Genomic DNA, 19,338 nt, shown 5'->3' on the forward strand with positions numbered 1-19,338 from the left:
GTCCGGCAGGAGAACGCCATGAGCAACCCCGTCATCGACAAGCTGATCGACCTCGCGCACCACGAGGTGGGCGTCCGCGAGGGCGTCGTCAACAACACCGGCGCGCGCATCGAGGAGTACCAGGGCGCCACCTGGCTGCAGCCCGGCGCCTGGCCCTGGTGCGCCGCCTTCACCTGCTGGCTGATGCGCGAGGTGCTGGAGGACGAGGCCGCCCGCCAGAGCCTGGCCGGCTTCATGAAGCGCGACTCGATCAGCTTCGCGCAGGCCGAGAAGCTCCGCTGCCGCGATGCGAGCGCCTTCGGCTGGGAGAAGTGGGCCCGCGCCGCCGGCGTGCAGGTGCTCGACGAGCGGCAGCTCGCCCGGCGCGGCGATTTCATCGTGTTCGACTTCTCGCACATCGGCGTCGTGGTGGACGACCAGCGCAGCCCCGGTGACCTGGTGCAGACCATCGAGGGCAACACGAACGGCAAGGGCGAACGCGACAGCACCAGCGGCGACGGCGTCTGGCGCAAGGCCCGCGCCCCGTCGCTGACGCGTTCGTACATCCGCATCTTCCATTGACGGCGAGGTGCGCCGCCTACAATCGGCGATCCCCTTGCAACGTCATGCACCGGCCCCTCGCGGAGCCGGCGCGCCGCTCCCTTGCCATGACCGAACTCGCCAAATCCTTCGAACCCGCAGCGATCGAGGCCCACTGGGGGCCGTTGTGGGAGGCGAGCGGTGTCTACGAGCCCACGCTGGACCCGGCCAAGCCCTCGTTCAGCATCCAGCTGCCCCCACCCAACGTGACGGGCACGCTGCACATGGGCCACGCGTTCAACCAGACCATCATGGACTCGTTGACGCGCTACCACCGCATGCGCGGCTTCAACACGCTGTGGGTGCCGGGCACCGACCACGCGGGCATCGCCACGCAGATCGTCGTGGAGCGCCAGCTGCAGGACCAGGGCCTGAGCCGCTACGACCTGGGCCGCAAGAACTTCGTCGCCCGCGTGTGGGAATGGAAGCAGCAGTCGGGCTCCACCATCACGCAGCAGATGCGCCGCATGGGCGACAGCGTGAGTTGGCAGCACGAGTACTTCACGATGGACGACAAGCTGTCGAAGGTCGTCACCGACACCTTCGTGCGGCTGTACGAAGAGGGGCTCATCTACCGCGGCAAGCGGCTGGTGAGCTGGGATCCGGTCCTGAAGTCCGCGGTGTCCGACCTCGAGGTGGAGAGCGAGGAGGAAGACGGCTCGCTCTGGCACATCCGCTACCCGGTGGAAGGCAGCGGCGAATCGCTGGTGGTGGCCACCACGCGGCCCGAGACCATGCTGGGCGACACCGCGGTGATGGTGCACCCGGAGGACGAGCGCTACGCGCACCTCGTCGGCCGGCAGGTCCGCCTGCCGGTCACCGGCCGGCTGGTGCCGGTGATCGCCGACGACTATGTCGACAAGGCCTTCGGCACCGGCGTGGTGAAGGTGACGCCGGCGCACGACACGAACGACTACCAGGTCGGCCTGCGGCACCAGCTGCCGATGATCACGATCTTCACGCTCGACGCGAAGGTGGTGGCCGAGCTGCCCGAGATCCCCGAGACCTACCGCGGGCTCGACCGCTTCGCCGCGCGCAAGCAGATCGTCGCGCAGCTCGAGGCCGAGGGCCTGCTGGTCGAGGTCAAGAAGCACAAGCTGATGGTGCCGCGCTGCACCCGCACCGGCCAGATCATCGAGCCGATGCTGACCGACCAGTGGTTCGTGGCGATGACGAAGCCCGGCGCCAACGGCAAGTCGATCGCCGGTGAAGCGATCGAGGTCGTCGAGTCGGGCGAAGTGAAGTTCGTGCCCGAGAACTGGGTCAACACGTACAACCAGTGGATGAAAAACATCCAGGACTGGTGCATCTCGCGCCAGCTCTGGTGGGGCCACCAGATCCCGGCCTGGTACGGCGAGAACGGCGAGCTGTTCGTCGCCCGCAGCGAGGACGATGCCCGCGCCCAGGCCACGGCCGCGGGCTACGCCGGCGCCCTCAAGCGTGACGAAGACGTGCTCGACACCTGGTACTCGTCGGCGCTGGTGCCCTTCAGCACGCTGGGCTGGCCCGAGCAGACGCTGGAGCAGGACCTGTTCCTGCCCAGCAGCGTGCTGGTGACGGGCTACGACATCATTTTCTTCTGGGTCGCCCGGATGATCATGATGACGAAGCACTTCACCGGCAAGGTGCCGTTCAGGCACGTCTACATCCACGGCCTGGTGCTCGACGCGCAAGGCAAGAAGATGAGCAAGAGCGAGGGCAACGTGCTCGATCCGGTCGACCTGATCGACGGCATCGAGCTGGACCCGCTGCTCGACAAGCGCGTGGTGGGCCTGCGCAAGCCCGAGACGGCCCCGAAGGTGCGCAAGGCCACCGAGAAGGAGTTCCCGGCGGGCATTCCGGCCTACGGCGCCGACGCACTGCGCTTCACCTTCGCGGCCATGGCCACGCTGGGCCGCAGCGTCAACTTCGACAGCAAGCGCTGCGAGGGCTACCGCAACTTCTGCAACAAGCTCTGGAACGCCACGCGCTTCGTGCTGATGAACTGCGAAGGCCAGGACTGCGGCCTGAAGGAACACACCAAGGCCGAATGCGCGCCCGGCGGCGCCTTCGAGGGCTACATGGCCTTCAGCCAGGCCGACCGCTGGATCGCCGGCGAGCTGCAGCGCGTGGAAGCGGCCGTGGCGCAGGGCTTCGCGGAGTACCGGCTCGACAACGTCGCCAACGCGATCTACAGCTTCGTGTGGGACGAGTACTGCGACTGGTACCTGGAGATCGCCAAGGTGCAGATCCAGACCGGCACCGAGGCGCAGCAGCGCGCCACGCGGCGCACCCTGATCCGCACGCTGGAAGCGGTGCTGCGGCTGCTGCACCCGATCACGCCGTTCATCACCGCCGAGCTGTGGAACACGGTGGCGCCCGTGGCCGGCCGTGCAGGCCCGAGCATCGTCACGGCGCCCTACCCCGAGGCGCAGCCCGAGAAGATCGACCCGGCCGCCGACGCCTGGGCGGGCCGGCTGAAGGCCCTGGTCGGCGCCTGCCGCAACCTGCGCGCGGAGATGAGCCTCTCCCCCGCGGAACGCGTGCCGCTGCTGACGCTGGGCGACGCGGAATTCGTGGGGCAGGTCGCACCGGTGCTCAAGGCGCTGGCGAAGCTGTCGGACGTGCAGGTGCTCGCCGACGAGGCTGCGTTCGACCACGCGACGGCCACCGCGCCGGTCTCGATGCTGGGCGGCATCCGCCTGGCGCTCCACGTCGAAGTGGACGTGGCGGCCGAGAAGGCGCGGCTGGCCAAGGAGATCACGCGGCTGGAGGGCGAGATCGCCAAGGCGCACGCCAAGCTGGGCAACGAGAGCTTCGTGGCCCGGGCACCGGCCGCGGTGGTCGACCAGGAGAAGGCGCGGCTGTCCGAGTTCACGCAGACCGTGGCGCGCCTGCAGGCGCAGGCCGCGCGGCTGGATACCGCGGCCGCCTGATCCGCAGGCGGGCCAGCCCCGCCAAACGGACTGTCACAGACGGGCGGCAGACTCGGCCGATGGCACGTTTGCTGCGTGCCACAATCCCCGAGATTGTCCCAACTTCCCCCTCCGTCTATGTCGGTCACGAAAGCCATCTTCCCCGTCGCCGGGCTGGGCACGCGGTTCCTTCCCGCGACCAAGGCTCAACCCAAGGAAATGCTGCCGGTGGTGGACAAGCCGCTGATCCAGTACGCCGTCGAAGAGGCGTACGCGGCGGGTGTGCGGGAGATGATCTTCGTGACGGGCCGCCACAAGCGGCCGATCGAGGACCACTTCGACATGACCTTCGAGCTCGAAGTCGCGCTCGAGCAGGCGGGCAAGAAGGAACTGCTCGACGTCGTGCACAGCGTGAAGCCCAAGGACATGGAGTGCATCTACGTGCGCCAGCCCCAGGCGCTGGGGCTGGGCCATGCCGTGCTGTGCGCGCAGCGCCTGGTGGGCAATGCGCCCTTCGCGGTGCTGCTGGCCGACGACCTGATGGTGGGCAAGCCGCCGGTGCTGGCCCAGATGGCCGAGCAGTTCAAGGAATGGCGCGCGTCCATCCTGGCCGTGCAGGAAGTGCCGCCCGAGCACACCCGCCGCTACGGGATCGTCGACGGCTCGCGCGTGAACGACCGGATGATGGACGTCACGCGCATCGTCGAGAAGCCGTCGCCGGAAGAGGCGCCGTCCAACCTGGGCGTCGCGGGCCGGTACATCCTGACCCCGGGCGTGTTCCATGAGATCGCCAACCAGCCGCGCGGCGTCGGCGGCGAGATCCAGTTGACGGACGGCATCGCCGGCCTGCTGCGCCGCGAGAAGGTGTTCGCCTACCGCTACGAAGGCCAGCGCTACGACTGCGGCAGCAAGGAAGGCTTCCTCGAAGCCAACGTCGCGCTCGCGCTCGCGCACCCGACGCTGGGCCCGGGCTTCCGCGACTACCTGCGCGGCATCGAGCTCTGAGAACCCGCGCCGCCTCGGCGGCCGCGGTCAGCGGCGCTTGAGGCAGTGCACGAACTCGCCGCCGTCGCTCGACTGCTCGACGAGTTCGTTGCCGGTCTGCCGCGCGAAGGCCTGGAAGTCGCGCGTCGAACCGGGGTCGGTCGCCACCACCTTCAGGATCTGGCCCGACGCCATGTCGGCCAGCGCCTTCTTGGCCTTGAGGATGGGCAGCGGGCACTTGAGGCCGCGGGTGTCGATCTCCTTGTCGATCTGCATCGCCTGCCCCTTCACGCCGGAAACACGCCGGTCGACAGATAGCGGTCGCCGCGATCGCACACCACGAAGACGATGGTCGCGTTCTCGACGGTGCGCGCGATCTGCAGCGCCACCCAGCACGCGCCCGCGGCCGAGATGCCGCCGAACAGCCCTTCCTCGCGCGCCAGGCGGCGTGCCATGTGCTCCGCGTCGGCCTGCGACACGTAGACCAGCTCGTCGACCGTCGTCGGGTCGTAGATCTTGGGCAGGTAGGCCTCCGGCCACTTGCGGATGCCGGGAATGCGCGAGCCCTCGCTCGGCTGCGCACCGACGATGCGCACGGCGGGGTTCTGTTCCTTCAGGTAGCGCGACACGCCGGTGATGGTGCCGGTGGTGCCCATCGCACTGACGAAGTGCGTGATGCGCCCGCCCGTCTCCTGCCACAGCTCGGGCCCGGTGGTCTCGTAGTGCACCGCGGGGTTGTCGGGGTTGGCGAACTGGTCGAGCACGCGGCCCTTGCCGTCCTTCTGCATCTGCTCGGCCAGGTCGCGCGCGTACTCCATGCCGCCCGAGCGCGGCGTCAGCACGAGCTCGGCGCCGAAGGCCTTCATGGTCTGCGCGCGCTCGACCGACAGGTCCTCCGGCATGATCAGCAGCATCCGGTAGCCGCGGATCGCCGCGGCCATCGCCAGCGCGATGCCGGTGTTGCCCGAGGTCGCCTCGATCAGCGTGTCGCCCGGCTTGATGTCGCCGCGCTCCTCGGCGCGCCGGATCATGTTGATGGCCGGGCGGTCCTTGACGGAACCTGCCGGGTTGTTGCCCTCGAGCTTGCCGAGGATCACGTTGCCGCGCTGGGCGATCTCGTCACCGGGCAGGCGCTGCAGGCGCACCAGCGGCGTGGCGCCGATGACGTCTTCAAGGGTCTTGTAGGCTGGCATGTTTCGATTGTGGCAGCACCACCCGCAGGCCGCCCGGCTGCGGGGGCATCGGCTTGCCCCATGACATAATCCGCCCCCACGCAAGACGCCGCCAAGGCGTCCACCGCCCGCGTGACGAAATCGGTAGACGTAGCGGATTCAAAATCCGCCGCCGCAAGGCGTGCCAGTTCGAGTCTGGCCGCGGGCACCAAGCGAGCACGCCGCCGGGGCGATGGCCCGGCACACCCCTGACGAGCGCTCGCGCCGCACCCCGAGAGACCCTCCGCATGCCGTCACTGCCGCCGGTCACCAAAGCCCTGATCCTCCTTTGCGTAGGCATGTTCTGCCTCGGCCTGATCATCCCCCTGGGGTCGCTCGCGCTCTGGCCGATCAGCACGGGCAGGTTCCAGCCCTGGCAGGTCGTCAGCTACGCCTTCCTCCACGGCGGTGCCTTCCACCTGCTGTTCAACATGCTGGGCATCTGGATGTTCGGGTCCGAGCTCGAGCGGCTGTGGGGCCCGCGCCGCTACATTCAGTTCCTCGTGGCGAGCGCGCTGGCGGCCGCCGCAGTGCAGCTCGGCTGGACGGCGCTGATCGACTCCATCAATCCCACGGTCGGCGCCTCCGGCGCGCTGTACGGGCTGCTGCTGGCCTTCGGCATGCTGTTCCCGAACCGCACGATCCAGTTGCTGATCCCGCCGGTGCCGATGAAGGCCAAGGTCTACGTCGCGGTGTTCGGCGGCCTGGAGCTGCTGATGGGCCTGGGCGGGCCCAGCGGCGTCGCGCACTTTGCGCACCTGGGCGGCATGCTCGGCGGATTCCTGATGATCCGCTACTGGCGCGGCCAGGCCCCCTTCCCCCGCCGCCGGCGCTGACCCAAAAACCCCGCGCCGCTCATGGCGCGGCGCTTGCCGCATGCTTTTTGCCTTCACCCGCGGGTGGGATGGCAACGCATGGAGGTGCGCCATGGGCCGGGAACGCAGGGCATTGTTGGCGGCCTGCCTGACGGCAGGCGTGATGCTGGTCGCCGTGCTGGGGGCCGTGGTCAACGTGGCGGTCGCGGCGACGCCGCCCGCGCTCACCGAGCAGGCCCAGGCCGATGCGCTGCGCCGCGCGCACGCCGCGGTCGTCGGCGTGCAGTCGCTGGCGGTGGCGGAAGCGCACTCCAACAGTGCGCTCGGCCGCGTGCGGCAGGGCTCGGGCGTGGTGATCGGACACGACGGCCTGGTGCTGACCATCGGCTACCTGATCCTCGAGGCCGACCAGGTCCAGCTCGTGGTCGACGACGAGCGCCATGTGCCGGCGCGTGTGGTGGCCTATGACGTCGCGACCGGCTTCGGCCTGCTGCAGGCGCTGACGCCCCTGCGCGTCGAGCCTGCGCCGATGGGTTCGGCGCAGGCCCTGGCGGCCGACGAGCCGCTACTGATGGCCAGCGGCGGCGAGACGGCCGTCATGGCGCTCACGCAGCTCGTCTCCCGGCGCAGCTTCGCGGGCTACTGGGAGTACCTGATCGACGGCGCCCTCTTCACCGCGCCCGCCCAGCCCTGGCACAGCGGCGCCGGGCTCTTCAATGCGCGCGGCGAGCTGGTCGGCATCGGCTCGCTGGTCGTGGCGCACGCCCTCGGCGACAGCGAGGCGCCGCTGCCAGGCAACATGTTCGTGCCGATCGACCTGCTGCCGCCCATCCTGGCCGAGTTGCAGCGCAACGGCCTGTCGGCCGCCAGCAGGCGGGCCTGGCTGGGCGTGAACTGCGTGGAGAACGCGGGCCAGGTGCGTGTGGTGCGCGTCAGCGCCGAAAGCCCGGCGGCGCTGGCCGGCCTGCAGCCCGGCGACCGGATCGAGCGCATCGACGGCACCGTGGTCGGCTCCCTCGCCGCGCTGTGGCAGGCGCTCTGGCGCGGCGGCCAGCCGGAGCGCGAGGTGACGCTCGACATCGTGCGGGGCGACGCGCCGCAGACCGTGAAGCTCCAGACGGTCGACCGCATGAAGACCCTGCGCCGGGCGCAGGGCATCTGAAGCGCGGCGGCGGCGCGGGCGTCAGGCCGCCGGGGTGCGCACGCCCTCGAAGCGCAGACACTGCTGGCGCACCACTTCGGGCAGGTACTGCTCGCGCTGCTGCGTCGCGCGCAGCCAGCCGGCATCGCTGGGCTGGTCGCGCGTGAGCTGGTCGCGCAGCAGCAGCAGGCCCTTCTCGGCCCGCAGCTCGATCGCGTGCATCTCCACGTCCTGCAGCGTCTTCGCGATCAGCGTGCGCAGCGGCGTGTGCTCGGCGGTCTGCGGGTCCACCACCTCGCCGTCGAGCCCGAAGCGGCAGGCCTGGAAGCGGTTGTAGCTGTAGGCGAGGTAGTCGTCCTCCTGCGGCTGGAACGGCTTCTCGGTGAGCAGCCAGCGGGCCACGCACTGCAGGTAGACGGCGATGGCGGCGGCCTTCTCGACGGTCAGCGGCGTGTCCATCACGCGCACCTCGATCGTGCCGAACTCGGGCTTGGGCCGGATGTCCCAGTAGAAGTCCTTCATCGACTCGACGACGCCGGTGCGCTCCATCTTGCCGAAGAACACCTTGAATTCGTCCCAGGTCAGCAGGAAAGGCGCGCGGCCCGACAGCGGGAATGCCGAGACCGTGTTGAGCCGCGACGACTCGTAGCCCGTGTCGCTGCCCTGGATGTAGGGCGAGGAGGCCGACAGCGCGATCACGTGCGGCATGAAGCGGCTGAGCGCGTGCAGCAGCCACAGGCCCTCGTCCGGCGACGGGCAGCCGATGTGCACGTGCTGGCCGAACACGGTGAACTGTTTGGAGAGGTAGCCGTACAGCTGCGAGACCTGGTGGTAGCGCGGCGTGTCGACGATGCGGCGCTGGCTCCAGTCCTGGAAGGCATGCGTGCCGCCGCCGCACAGGCGCACGTTGAGCTGGCCCGCGGCGTCGACGAGCGCGTCGCGCACCTCGGTGAGCTGCGTGATCACGTCGTGGTGCCGCTCGCAGATGCCGGTCGAGGTCTCGATCATGCTGCTCGTGATCTCGGGCTTCACGTCGGCCGCCAGCTTGCGGCGCTCCATCACCCGCAGCAGGTCGGTAGCGCCGGGCGTCAGGTCGTAGTCGTGGCGGTTGACGATCTGCAGCTCCAGCTCCACGCCGAGCGTGAACGCCCGGGACGAGGCGAACGTCTCAAGGCTCATGTCCGCCCCTCGCCCGTCGAATACGCCGGTCGATCCCCCGAGGGGATGCGGGCCGGCTTGGAGGCGGCCCGGCGCGCGGCCCGCCGATGGGTTGACACTGGACGTCTCATGCCTTCTCCCTCTTGTCGATTTCACCGACCGCACGCAGGCTGAACATGACGACCAGCGGCGACGGCAGCTCGATGAAGGCCAGCATCGCCAGCACCACCGGCAGCAGCGCCGGGCCCACCGCGGGATGCGCGTGCGCGAACTCCAGCGCCAGCACCCACGCCGTCGCGGACAACGGCAGCAGCGACGCACCCAGCGCGCCCGCCTGCTTCCACGCCAGGCCGCTCGGGCGGGCCAGCGCGAACACCGCGGCGGCCTTGGCCACCCAGCGCACCACCACCAGCGCGGCGGCCACCGCGCCCGCCGTCACCAGCACCTCGGGCGACCAGGCCGAGCCCACGGCGACGAACAGCACCAACACGAGCACCCCGCCCACGGTGCCGAAGTGCCTCGGCCACACCCAGGGCCGGTCGGTGCGGTTGCGCAGCCACATGCCCGCCAGCAGCGGCACCAGCAACGTCGAGAGCTGCAGCGTCTTGGCCAGCACCAGCGCCACCAGCACGCAGCCCAGCAGCAGCACCACCGAGTTCTCGTTGCGCAGGTCCAGGCGGCGGGCGATCAGCGACAGCAGCGAGCCCAGCGCCGCCCCCAGCAGGAAGGAGCCGAAGAAGGAGAAGGTGACGGTCGGCAGCGCATTGAACCAGGTGCCGGGGTCGCTGAGCAGCAGGCCCGCGCTCAGCAGCTTGAGCGCGAGCACGGCATACAGCGTGTTGAGCGCCGACAGCGTCATCAGGCGCTCGGTCACCTGCCCGGCTGCATGGCATTCGCCCACCACCCGCTGAACGACCGCGGGCGACACGCACATCGAGATGATCGCCAGCGGCCCCGCCACCGTCGGCGGCACGCCGAGCGCACGCGCGGCGATCAGCACCGCCACGCCGGCCAGGCCGGCCTCGAGCAGGCTGGTCGCCAGCAGCCAGGGATTGCGGCCCAGCCAGCGCAGGTTCAGCCGGGCACCGGCCTCGAACAGCAGCAGCGCCAGCGCCACGTCGACCGCGAGCCGCAGGGCGCCTTCGTCGCCGGTGACGCCCAGGCCGGCCACCGCCAGCACCGCGCCCACCGCCGCGTAGCCCGTCAGCCGCGGCCAGCGCAGCCGCCGCCACGCCAGTTCGCCCAGCAGCGCGGCGGCCACCATCAGCAGGCTCGCCCCCAGCAGGGTGTCGGGGCGAAGGGCCCACGGCGCGGTGATCAGGATCGACCACAGCGAATCGGTCATGCACTCTCCTCTTGTCGTGTTGCAGGCAGCGCGGCCCTTGCCGGCCTGCCGACCTGTCCAGCGGCGGGCCGTCCGAGCGGCCGCACGCCCTCGCGCCGCGGGACGCCGCCAGCACCGCCCGTCCTGCGGTGGCCGTCAGCACTTGTAAGAACTTGGTGCCTTTGTCAGCACCCGCGTTCCGTGCGGGGTATCAGGGATTCCGTCAATCGCCCAGCACGCCGCTGCGCATGCGCAGCATGCGGTCACAACGGCCCGCCAGTGTTTCATCGTGTGACACGAGCACAAACGCCGTGCCGCGCTCCCGCGCCATCGTGATCATCTCGGCGAAGACCGCCTGCGCCGTCTCGCGGTCGAGGTTGCCCGTCGGCTCGTCGGCCAGCACGCACGCCGGGCCGGTGACGAGCGCCCGCGCGATGGCCACGCGCTGCCGCTCGCCGCCCGAGAGTTCGGAAGGCCGGTGGTTCACGCGCGACGCGAGGCCCACGCGCGCCAGCATCGCACTGGCCTGCGCATGCGCCTCGGCCGCCGGCTGCCGGCGGATGCGCAGCGGCATTGCCACGTTGTCCAGTGCGCTGAACTCGGGCAGCAGGTGGTGGAACTGGTAGACGAAGCCGAGGTGCCGGTTGCGCCACTGGCCCTGTTCGGCAGCGCCCATCGCCGAAAAATCGCGGCCCGCCAGTTCGACCCGGCCGGCCGTCGGCGCATCGAGGCCGCCCAGCAGGTGCAGCAGCGTGCTCTTGCCCGAGCCCGAGGCGCCGACGATCGCCAGCGTCTCGCCGGCCTTCACCTCCAGCTCGATGCCCTTGAGCACGTCGACGTCGATCTCGCCTTCGTGGAAGCGCTTGCGCAGGTTGGCACAACGCAAGATGACGGCAGGTGCCGCCGGAGGAAACGCCGGGCCGCCCCAAGTTCCCTCGCTCCCCTCGGGGGACGGTGCCGGCCTCGCCGGCACCCTGGGGTCGACATTACTCATAGCGCAGCGCCTCCGCCGGATTGATGCGGCTCGCGCGCCAGCTCGGGTAGATCGTCGCGACGAAGGCCAGCACCAGCGAGATGACGGCCACCGGCACGATGTCCGCCGACTGCGGATCGCTCGGCATGCGGCTGATCACGTACACGCTCGCAGGCAGGAAGCTGGTGTTCAGCAGGCGCTCGATCGCCGGCACGAGGGTGTCGATGTTGAGCGCCACCAGCAGCCCGAGCCCCACGCCGGCCACGGTGCCGACGATGCCCGAGGCCGCGCCCTGCACCATGAAGATGCCCATGACGGAGCGCGGGCTCGCGCCGAGCGTGCGCAGGATGGCGATGTCGGCGCGCTTGTCGGTCACCGTCATCACGAGCGTGGAGACGAGGTTGAACGCCGCCACCGCGACGATCAGCGTGAGGATGATGAACATCATGCGCTTCTCGAGCTGCACCGCGTCGTACCAGTTGCGGTTGGTGCGCGTCCAGTCGCGCACCACCACCTGCGGGCCGAGCGAGGCACCGAGCTGCGCGGCCACGCTGCGCGCCTCGTTGAGGTCCTTCAGCTTGAGCTGCAGGCCGGTGGGCCCCCCGGTGCGGAACAGCACCGAGGCGTCGTCGAGGTGGATCATCACCAGCGAACTGTCGTACTCGTAGTGCCCCGACTCGAAGAGGCCCGCGACGGTGAACTGCTTGAGCCGCGGCACCACGCCGGCCGGCGTCACCTGGCCGTTGGGCGCCACCAGCGTCACCTGGTCGCCGGCACGCACGCCGAGCTGGCGGGCCAGTTCGGCGCCGAGCACGATCTTCCAGGCGCCGGGCTGCAGCAGGCCGAAGGTGCTGCCCTGCAGGCTCGCGGCCAGCGGGGTCACCTCGGCCTCGTCGGCCGGCGAGATGCCCCGCACCAGCACGCCGCGCATGTCGTCGCCGCGCGCCACCAGCGCCTGCTGCGCGACGAAGGGCGCGGCGCCGACGACCTGCGGCGCGAGCTGCCGCACCTGCGCGGCCGTGGCCTGCCAATCGGGCATCGGCGCGCCCTGCGCGTCGAACAGGTCGACGTGCGGGATCACGCTCAGCATGCGGTCGCGGACTTCCTTCTGGAAGCCGTTCATCACCGACAGCACGATGATCAGCGCCGCCACGCCGAGCGCGATGCCGAGCATCGACACGCCGGAGATGAACGAGATGAAGCCGTTGCGCCGCCCGGCACGCCCGGCGCGGGTGTAGCGCCAGCCGATCTGCCATTCGTAGGGCCAGGAGCTTGTGGGACTTGTCATGCGGGGCGCATGGTAGCCCAGGGGTGCGGGGCGCCCGGCCCGGCGCGCCTGCGCTAATTCGGCGACCAGACGGCCAGCTCGTAGCCGTCGGGGTCCTCGAAGTGGAAGCGCCTGCCGCCGGGGAACGAGAACACCGGCCGCACAATCCGCGCCCCCGCGGCCTCCAGCCGCTGCTGGGTGGCGGCCAGGTCGTCGGCGTACAGGATCACGAGCGGCCCCCCGGGCCGCACCGCCTCGCCGGTGGTGAAGCCGCCGGTCAGGCGGCCGTCGGTGAACTCGCAGTAGGCCGGCCCGTAGTCGGTGAAGGTCCAGCCGAAGGCCTCGCCGTAGAACCTGCGCGAACGGGCGATGTCCGCCACGTTGAACTCGATGTTGTCGATGCGGCGGTCGGTGCCGGTGGTGCCCATGGCGGTCCTTTCCTGGTCGGGCCGGAGAGTGTCGCGCACGATAATCCGGCCATGCATCTGCTGATCCCCCATGCGGCGCCGCTGTCCGACGCCGGGCGCCATGCGCTGGCCACGCTGCAGCTGCCCCGCCTCGAAGCCCTGCTGGCCCGCTGGACCGAAGCGGCGCGCGACGACGGCGACGAAACCCTGCTGTCCCCGCCGCACGAACGCGTGCTGGCGCGCGCCCTGGGCTGGCAGGCCGAGGACGGCCTGCTGCCCTGGGCCGCGCGCGAGATGGGCACGCCGCAGGCCGGCGGCCCCGCGGCCTGGGCCTGGGCGACGCCCACGCACTGGGCCGTGGGCACGGACCAGGTCACGCTGCTGCCGTCCGAGGCGCTGGCGCTGGCGGACTCCGAGGCCCGCACGGTGTTCGAGGCCGTGCAGCCACTGTTCGAAGGCGAAGGCGCGCGCCTGGTCTGGCAGGGCCCCGACCGGTGGGCCGTCGCCCACCCCTCGCTCGCGTCGCTGCCCACCGCGTCGCTCGACCGCGTGATCCACCGCAGCGTCGACGCCTGGCTGCCGCGCACCGCCGGCCAGGGTGCGGCGCGCCTGTGGCGCCGGTTGCAGAACGAGGTGCAGATGCTGCTGCACACCCATGCCCTCAACGAGGCCCGCGAGGCGCGGGGCGCACTGCCGGTCAACTCCTTCTGGCTCAGCGGCAGCGGTGCCTGGCAGCCCGCGCACGAGCAGCAGGCGCCGCAGGTCGACGCCCGCCTGCGCGCGCCGGCCCTCTCGGAGGACTGGCATGCCTGGGTGCAGGCCTGGCAGGCGCTCGATGCCGGCCCCATCGCCGCGCTGCTCGACACGCCGGGGACGCGCCTCACGCTCTGCGGCGAACGCAGCGCCCTCACGCTCGCCCACGCCCGGCCCAGCCTCTGGCAACGGCTGCGGCCCGGCCGCCGCCCCGCGGCCGCATCGCTGGAAACGCTATGACCTCCTCCGCCCTGCTGCTCGAAGCGCGCGACGTGCCCCCGCGCGTGGCCTACGCGCTGGAACAGGCCGGCGTGCACCCGCTGCTGGCCCGGCTCTTCGCCGCCCGCGGGGTGCGCTCGCCCGACGACCTCGACGACGGCCTCGGCCGCCTGCTGCCACCGGCCACGCTGCGCGGCGCGGCCGACGCCGCCCGGCTGCTGGCCGACATCCTCGCGCGCCGGGGCCGCGTCTGCATCGTGGCCGACTACGACTGCGACGGCGCCACCGCCTGCGCCGTGGCCATGCGCGGGCTCGCGATGCTGGGCGCCGCACCGGGCACGCTGCACTACGTGGTGCCCGACCGCGCGCTGCACGGCTACGGCCTCACGCCGGCCATCGTCGACCTGGCGATGGCGCACCGGCCCGACCTGCTGGTGACGGTGGACAACGGCATCGCCAGCTTCGAAGGCGTTGCCCACGCGCGGGCCCGCGGCCTCGCGGTGCTGGTGACCGACCACCACCTGCCCGCCCTGGCCGGCAGCGAGGTGGTGCTGCCGGACGCCGACGTGATCGTCAACCCGAACCAGCCGGCCTGCGGCTTCGAGAGCAAGTCGCTCGCAGGCGTCGGCGTGATGTTCTACGTGCTGCTCGCGCTGCGGGCCGAACTGCGCGAGCGCGGCGTCTTCGCCGCGGCCGCGCAGCCCAAGCTCGACGCGCTGCTCGACCTCGTCGCCCTCGGCACCGTGGCCGACGTGGTCAAGCTCGACGCCAACAACCGGCGCCTCGTCGCTCAAGGCCTCAAGCGCATCCGCGCCGGCCGCATGCAGCCGGGCGTGGCGGCGCTCTTCAGCGCCGCGGGCCGGCATGCCGCACGGGCCTGCGCCTTCGACTTCGGCTTTGCGCTCGGGCCGCGGGTCAACGCGGCCGGCCGCCTCGCCGACATGACGCTCGGCATCGAGTGCCTGCTGACCGACGACGCCGGCCGGGCCGCGGAACTGGCGGCGCAGCTCGACGCCATCAACCGCGAGCGCCGCACGCTCGAATCCGGGATGCGCGAGCAGGCCGAAGCGCTGCTCGACCGCCTGATGCCCAGCGGCGATCCGCCGCCCGCGCTGGCGCTGTTCGACACCGCGTTCCACGAAGGCGTGGTGGGCATCGTCGCCGGCCGGCTGAAGGACCGGCTGCACCGGCCCACCTTCGTCTTCGCCCGCGGGCAGGACGGCCTGCTGAAGGGCTCCGGCCGCTCGATCCCCGGCTTTCACCTGCGCGACGCGCTCGACCTGGTGAGCAAGCGCCATCCGGGCGCGCTGAAGAAGTTCGGCGGCCATGCGATGGCCGCCGGCTGCACGCTCGACGAAGCCCACCTCCCGGCCTTCGCCGACGCCCTGCAGCAGGTGGCGCGCGAATGGCTCGATGCCGACACGCTGCAGCGCCGCGTGCGCACCGACGGCGCGCTGCCGATCGAGTACTTCAACGCCGAGACGGTCCAGGTGCTCGACGGCCAGGTGTGGGGCCAGGCCTTCGAGGCGCCCACCTTCTGCGACGAGTTCGACGTGGTCGCGCAGCGGCTGGTCGGCGAGAAGCACCTGAAGCTGCGGCTGAAGCTCGGCGGCCAGCTGCGCGACGCCATCTGGTTCGGCCGCGTCGAGCCGCTGCCGCCGCGCGCACGCCTGGCCTACCGGCTCAGCCTGGACGAATACCAGGGCCAGCAGCGGGTGCAGATGATGGTCGAAGCCTCGGTCTGAGAGCGCCCGCCCGGCCTGCCGGAACCGACGCCGCCGCGGCGGGTCCACCGGCCTCCCGCAGTTTCCTTTTGAGGCCGAGATGCCCATGCCCCCGATCGACCGCAGAACGTTCCACCGACTCGCGGCCCGTGCCGCGGCCCTTCCGGTGCTGGCCACGCTCGCGCCGCAGGCTGCGCAGGCCGCCGAGCCCCGCCCGTCCACCGTGGCGCGCGGGCTGCAAAACCCGTGGAGCCTGGCCTTCCTGCCCGATGGCCGGATGCTGGTGACGGAAAAACGCGGGCAGCTGCGCATCGTCGAACCCGACGGCACCGTGCGCGCCCCGCTGGCCGGCGTGCCCCGGGTGGATGCGGGCGGCCAGGGCGGCCTGCTCGACGTGGTGCCGGACCCGCGCTTCGCCGACAACCAGCGCGTGTACTGGAGCTTCAGCGAGCCCGGCGACGACCGGGGCAGCAACGGCACCGCCGTGGCCCGCGGGCGGCTCGACGGCAACACGCTGTCTGACGTGCGCGTGATCTTCCGCCAGCAGCCCAAGGCCGGCGGCGGCAGCCACTTCGGCTCGCGCCTGGTGTTCGACCGCGACGGCAAGCTCTTCGTGACGCTGGGCGACCGCTTCTCGCGCAAGGACGACGCGCAGGTGCTGGCCAACCACATCGGCAAGATCGTGCGCATCGACACCGACGGCCGCGCGCCGGCCGACAACCCCTTCGCCGGCCAGAACGGTGCGCTGCCCGAGATCTGGAGCTACGGCCACCGCAACGTGCAGGGCGCCGCGCTGCATCCTGCCACCGGCGAGCTGTGGATCACCGAGCACGGGCCGCAGGGCGGCGACGAGCTGAACATCGTCGGCAGGGGCCGCAACCATGGCTGGCCCGTCATCACCACCGGGCGCAACTACGGCACCGGCACGCGCATCGGCGAGGGCGAGGTGCGCGACGACGTGGTGGCACCGCTGAAGCACTGGGTGCCGGTGTCGATCGCCCCCTCGGGCCTGGCCTTCCTCACCAGCACGCGCTACCCCGGCTGGCAGGGCAGCCTGTTCCTGGGCGCGCTGCGCGGGCAGGCGCTGCTGCGGCTCGAACTGGACGGCAACCAGGTCGTGCGCGAGGAGCGGCTGCTGACGCGCCTGGGCGAGCGCATCCGCGATGTGCGCCAAGGCCCCGACGGCCTGCTCTACGTGCTGACCGACAACGCCGACGGACGAATCCTGCGGCTGGAGCCCTGAGCGCGCCGGCGAGCCGCCGCGCCGGCCATGGCACATACGTTGCAGACGCCGTCGGCCAGAGCGGGCACGATCCCGCCCCTGTGCCACCCGACACGGAGACGAGCGATGCATGGCGACCCCACTTCCCGCGCGGCGGGCAGGCGAAATCGACACACACTGTCCTGTAAGCGGTGCTGCCGCGGGCCGGGCAGGCGGCGCGGCGCGGCCCGCGCGTGAGGCTCAAGACACGGCTGGCGCTGGTCGTCGTGCTGTTCATGTCCGCCTTCGTCGTGTGCCACAGCCTGCTGCAGCTGCTGGGGGTGGCCGAGCGTGCCGACGCCGAGAACGACGGCGCGCTGCCCTGGGTGCTGACGCTGCTGCCCGACCGCAGCCCGCCGGTCGCACGGGACGAAGCCGAGGCGCTGGAGCGCCTGGTGCACCTGGTGCGCGGCATCGACGGCATCCGCCATGTGCGCATCGAGCTGCACGCCGCGGACGGCCGGCTGCTGGCGCAGGCCCCCTCGCGCGCCCGTGCCGTGCCCGGTTGGCTGTACCGCTGGCTGGCCAAGCCGCAGCCGCCGGTGCGCAAGGAGGTGCAGGGCCCGGGCGGGCGCGCCGTTGCGTACTTCCTCGTCACCCCCTCGACCGGCGACGAGCTGGCGGAGATCTGGGAGGACTTCATCCGCAACACCCTGCTGGTGATGGGCCTGTCGCTGGCGGCGATGGCGCTGATCGTCGGCTCCACCTTCCGGGCGCTGAAGCCGCTCGACCGCATCCGCGACGCGCTGCAGGCCCTGGGCGACGGCCGCCGGGGCGCCCGGCTGCCCGCCTTCCATAACCCGGAGGTCGACGGCATCGCGCAGTCGTTCAACCGCATGGCCGCCGCGCTGGAGGCGGCGCAGGCCCAGCGCCAGACCCTGCTGCGCCGGCTGGTCGACAGCGACGAGAACACCCGCCGCACCGTCGCCCACGACCTGCACGACGAGCTGAGCCCCTACCTCGTCGCGCTGCAGCCGCTGGCACGCACCCTGGACATGCAGTGCGCGACCCGGCCCGACCTGGCCGACATCGGCGGCACCGCCCGGACGCTCATCGCCCACCAGTCGCGCATCCTCGCCACGCTGCGCAACATCCTGACCGGCCTGCACCCGCCCGACCTCGAGACGCTGGGCCTGCGCGAGGCGCTCGCCCGCATGGCCGCGCAGGCACCCGCGGCCGGCGAGGGGCCGCCCGCGCTGGTCCGGCTGCATGCCGACGGCGACTGGCAGGGCTTCGGACCCACGCTCGACGTCAGCATCTACCGCATGGTGCAGGAGTGCCTGACCAACGCACGCCGCCACGGCCGGCCGGGCCGCATCGACATCACCTTCGACACCGACGCACGCCTGGACGACGGCCGGCCGGCGCTGCGCATCACGGTCGCGAACGACGGCGTGCGGCCGGGCACCGGCACCGCGCCGGCGGGCCTGGGCTCGCTGGGCATGCGCGACCGCTGCATCGCCCTGGGCGGCAGCTTCCAGGGCGGGCCCGCCGGAGCGTCCGGCGGCAGCTGGCGTGTGGAGATCTGCCTGCCGCTCGACGCCGACCACCCCCCCTCCAAGCCATGACCCTCGAAACCATCCGCACGATGCTCGTCGACGACCACGCCGTGGTGCGCTCGGGCTACCGCACCTACCTGCAGCAGGTGCCGGGCTTCGAGGTGGTCGCCGAGGCCGAGACGGCCGACGACGCCTATCTCCAGTACAAGCGGTTGCGGCCGGACATCGTGATCATGGACATCATGCTGCCCGGCGCCAGCGGCATCGATGCGAGCCGGCGCATCCTGGCGCACGACCCCGGCGCCCGCATCCTCGTGTTCTCGATGTACTCGAGCCCCGCGTTCCTGCAGCAGGCCCTCGACGTCGGCGTGATGGGCGTGGTCGGCAAGGAATGCAGCCCCGACACGCTGCGCGATGCGGCCGTCGCCGTGGCCCACGGTGAGAGGTATATGGACGGCAGTATGGCGCAGTCGCTCGTATTCTCGAAGTACGACCCACGGCAAAAGGTGATGGATACCCTCTCTCCCCGAGAATTCGAGATATTGCATCTGATGGTATCCGGGGCCACGGGAGAAGAGATTGCGGACGCCTTGAGCCTCAGTGCCAAAACGATTGCCAACCGGGCGAGCGCCATCCGCCAGAAGCTGGGCGTGGCCTCGGATATCCAGTTGCTGAAGCTGGCGGCCTCGGCCGGCGTCGTGCCTTGGCTCGGGCCGGACGTGCCCGGCGCTTCCCTCTGAACAGGAGCCTTGCGGCAGCCGTCCGACGCCTCGCTCCCGCACGGCGGCTCTCCGCCGGCCACCCCTCCACAGCCGTGGCAAGGGGTTTTCCTGCTTCCCTCCTAAAACATTAACCCCCTTCACGCCGGCAATTTACTTGCACATGGCGGGATGTTTTCCGTGCGCGGCCCTTGAACGCGGGCCGCACCAGGGTTTACAGCTACAAAACCAGGGAAATTTTCCCTTCGATCGTCGTGATGGCATCCCTGATCAGCCGGGAACGGATCACTATCTGATCCCATACCGGACTCCTAGAATTCTTTTGCCGTTCTGAATTTGACGGGTATTTATTGAATACCCCGGAACCGTTACGGCGGTCAGAATCAAATAGGAGACCGAATTGAGCAACT

General features: G+C 71.1%; 17 protein-coding genes and 1 tRNA gene. 11 read left to right on the forward strand and 7 right to left on the reverse strand.

The annotated features are described in order from the left end of the window. Positions 1-18 precede the first annotated feature (18 nt). From V4F39_RS05770 to galU, 3 genes are all read left to right on the forward strand, one after another. Complete coding sequence (locus tag V4F39_RS05770) at positions 19-561, forward strand: hypothetical protein (RefSeq protein WP_332288354.1); 543 nt, start codon at positions 19-21, stop codon at positions 559-561. Between the two features lie 44 nt (positions 562-605). Next, complete coding sequence (locus tag V4F39_RS05775) at positions 606-3,494, forward strand: valine--tRNA ligase (protein WP_378235085.1); 2,889 nt, start codon at positions 606-608, stop codon at positions 3,492-3,494. Positions 3,495-3,611: 117 nt separating this feature from the next. Further along, entirely contained in the window at positions 3,612-4,478 is an 867-nt protein-coding gene (gene galU / locus V4F39_RS05780; RefSeq protein WP_332288356.1) for a UTP--glucose-1-phosphate uridylyltransferase GalU, read from the forward strand. Between the two features lie 27 nt (positions 4,479-4,505). Here galU and V4F39_RS05785 read toward each other — a convergent pair whose 3' ends face one another. Then, on the reverse strand, positions 4,506-4,733 hold the full coding sequence (locus V4F39_RS05785) for a sulfurtransferase TusA family protein (protein ID WP_332288357.1): 228 nt from the start codon (positions 4,731-4,733) through the stop codon (positions 4,506-4,508). 11 nt (positions 4,734-4,744) lie between these two features. After that, positions 4,745-5,650 carry a cysteine synthase CysM gene (gene cysM, locus V4F39_RS05790; protein ID WP_332288358.1) on the reverse strand — a complete coding sequence of 302 codons (906 nt, stop codon included), beginning with the start codon at positions 5,648-5,650 and terminating at the stop codon, positions 4,745-4,747. Positions 5,651-5,755: 105 nt separating this feature from the next. On the opposite strand from cysM, the gene V4F39_RS05795 reads away from it, so the two are divergent. From V4F39_RS05795 to V4F39_RS05805, 3 genes are all read left to right on the forward strand, one after another. Then, positions 5,756-5,840: transfer RNA gene (locus V4F39_RS05795), tRNA-Leu, on the forward strand. Positions 5,841-5,916: 76 nt separating this feature from the next. Next, positions 5,917-6,504, forward strand: coding sequence for a rhomboid family intramembrane serine protease (locus tag V4F39_RS05800; protein ID WP_332288359.1), 588 nt, complete (start codon positions 5,917-5,919; stop codon positions 6,502-6,504). 91 nt (positions 6,505-6,595) lie between these two features. Continuing rightward, positions 6,596-7,645, forward strand: a complete 1,050-nt coding sequence (locus V4F39_RS05805) for a S1C family serine protease (RefSeq protein ID WP_332288360.1) — start codon at positions 6,596-6,598, stop codon at positions 7,643-7,645. Positions 7,646-7,666: 21 nt separating this feature from the next. On the opposite strand, the gene V4F39_RS05810 is transcribed toward V4F39_RS05805, so the two are convergent. The 5 genes from V4F39_RS05810 to V4F39_RS05830 all read right to left on the reverse strand — a co-directional run bounded on the left by V4F39_RS05810 (position 7,667) and on the right by V4F39_RS05830 (position 12,774). Further along, complete coding sequence (locus V4F39_RS05810; RefSeq protein ID WP_332288361.1) at positions 7,667-8,803, reverse strand: YbdK family carboxylate-amine ligase; 1,137 nt, start codon at positions 8,801-8,803, stop codon at positions 7,667-7,669. A gap of 106 nt (positions 8,804-8,909) precedes the next feature. After that, on the reverse strand, positions 8,910-10,127 hold the full coding sequence (locus V4F39_RS05815) for a cation:proton antiporter domain-containing protein (protein ID WP_332288362.1): 1,218 nt from the start codon (positions 10,125-10,127) through the stop codon (positions 8,910-8,912). Positions 10,128-10,329: 202 nt separating this feature from the next. Next, complete coding sequence (lolD, locus tag V4F39_RS05820) at positions 10,330-10,992, reverse strand: lipoprotein-releasing ABC transporter ATP-binding protein LolD (protein ID WP_332288363.1); 663 nt, start codon at positions 10,990-10,992, stop codon at positions 10,330-10,332. Positions 10,993-11,092: 100 nt separating this feature from the next. Beyond that, a complete protein-coding gene (locus V4F39_RS05825) occupies positions 11,093-12,367 on the reverse strand; it encodes a lipoprotein-releasing ABC transporter permease subunit (RefSeq protein WP_332288364.1) in 1,275 nt (424 codons plus the stop codon). Positions 12,368-12,420: 53 nt separating this feature from the next. Next, positions 12,421-12,774, reverse strand: a complete 354-nt coding sequence (locus V4F39_RS05830) for a VOC family protein (RefSeq protein WP_332288365.1) — start codon at positions 12,772-12,774, stop codon at positions 12,421-12,423. 51 nt (positions 12,775-12,825) lie between these two features. Between V4F39_RS05830 and V4F39_RS05835 the strand changes: the two genes are divergently transcribed. The 5 genes from V4F39_RS05835 (at position 12,826) to V4F39_RS05855 (ending at position 18,949) form a co-directional block, all read left to right on the forward strand. Then, a complete protein-coding gene (locus tag V4F39_RS05835; protein ID WP_332288366.1) occupies positions 12,826-13,746 on the forward strand; it encodes a hypothetical protein in 921 nt (306 codons plus the stop codon). After that, on the forward strand, positions 13,743-15,470 hold the full coding sequence (recJ, locus tag V4F39_RS05840; RefSeq protein ID WP_332288367.1) for a single-stranded-DNA-specific exonuclease RecJ: 1,728 nt from the start codon (positions 13,743-13,745) through the stop codon (positions 15,468-15,470). Before V4F39_RS05835 ends, recJ begins: the two co-directional genes overlap by 4 nt. Positions 15,471-15,555: 85 nt before the next feature. Then, positions 15,556-16,692, forward strand: a complete 1,137-nt coding sequence (locus tag V4F39_RS05845) for a PQQ-dependent sugar dehydrogenase (RefSeq protein WP_332288368.1) — start codon at positions 15,556-15,558, stop codon at positions 16,690-16,692. A 170-nt stretch (positions 16,693-16,862) separates the two neighbouring features. Beyond that, positions 16,863-18,278 carry a HAMP domain-containing protein gene (locus V4F39_RS05850; protein ID WP_332288369.1) on the forward strand — a complete coding sequence of 472 codons (1,416 nt, stop codon included), beginning with the start codon at positions 16,863-16,865 and terminating at the stop codon, positions 18,276-18,278. Further along, positions 18,275-18,949, forward strand: coding sequence for a response regulator transcription factor (locus tag V4F39_RS05855; RefSeq protein WP_332288370.1), 675 nt, complete (start codon positions 18,275-18,277; stop codon positions 18,947-18,949). The genes V4F39_RS05850 and V4F39_RS05855 overlap by 4 nt, the downstream gene beginning before the upstream one ends. Positions 18,950-19,338 lie beyond the last annotated feature (389 nt).

Origin of the sequence: Aquincola agrisoli, assembly GCF_036621135.1 — a bacterium.
GTDB lineage: Bacteria > Pseudomonadota > Gammaproteobacteria > Burkholderiales > Burkholderiaceae_C > Aquincola > Aquincola agrisoli.

Excerpts from the sequence above, each read along its gene's own strand:
- V4F39_RS05835 (WP_332288366.1), top strand. The coding sequence starts at position 12,826 with ATGCATCTGCTGATCCCCCATGCGGCGCCGCTGTCCGACGCCGGGCGC.
- V4F39_RS05810 (WP_332288361.1), bottom strand. The coding sequence starts at position 8,803 with ATGAGCCTTGAGACGTTCGCCTCGTCCCGGGCGTTCACGCTCGGCGTG.
- V4F39_RS05815 (WP_332288362.1), bottom strand. The coding sequence starts at position 10,127 with ATGACCGATTCGCTGTGGTCGATCCTGATCACCGCGCCGTGGGCCCTT.
- V4F39_RS05855 (WP_332288370.1), top strand. The coding sequence starts at position 18,275 with ATGACCCTCGAAACCATCCGCACGATGCTCGTCGACGACCACGCCGTG.
- V4F39_RS05785 (WP_332288357.1), bottom strand. The coding sequence starts at position 4,733 with ATGCAGATCGACAAGGAGATCGACACCCGCGGCCTCAAGTGCCCGCTG.
- cysM (WP_332288358.1), bottom strand. The coding sequence starts at position 5,650 with ATGCCAGCCTACAAGACCCTTGAAGACGTCATCGGCGCCACGCCGCTG.
- V4F39_RS05825 (WP_332288364.1), bottom strand. The coding sequence starts at position 12,367 with ATGACAAGTCCCACAAGCTCCTGGCCCTACGAATGGCAGATCGGCTGG.
- recJ (WP_332288367.1), top strand. The coding sequence starts at position 13,743 with ATGACCTCCTCCGCCCTGCTGCTCGAAGCGCGCGACGTGCCCCCGCGC.
- galU (WP_332288356.1), top strand. The coding sequence starts at position 3,612 with ATGTCGGTCACGAAAGCCATCTTCCCCGTCGCCGGGCTGGGCACGCGG.
- V4F39_RS05830 (WP_332288365.1), bottom strand. The coding sequence starts at position 12,774 with ATGGGCACCACCGGCACCGACCGCCGCATCGACAACATCGAGTTCAAC.
- V4F39_RS05775 (WP_378235085.1), top strand. The coding sequence starts at position 606 with ATGCACCGGCCCCTCGCGGAGCCGGCGCGCCGCTCCCTTGCCATGACC.
- V4F39_RS05805 (WP_332288360.1), top strand. The coding sequence starts at position 6,596 with ATGGGCCGGGAACGCAGGGCATTGTTGGCGGCCTGCCTGACGGCAGGC.
- V4F39_RS05770 (WP_332288354.1), top strand. The coding sequence starts at position 19 with ATGAGCAACCCCGTCATCGACAAGCTGATCGACCTCGCGCACCACGAG.
- V4F39_RS05845 (WP_332288368.1), top strand. The coding sequence starts at position 15,556 with ATGCCCCCGATCGACCGCAGAACGTTCCACCGACTCGCGGCCCGTGCC.
- V4F39_RS05800 (WP_332288359.1), top strand. The coding sequence starts at position 5,917 with ATGCCGTCACTGCCGCCGGTCACCAAAGCCCTGATCCTCCTTTGCGTA.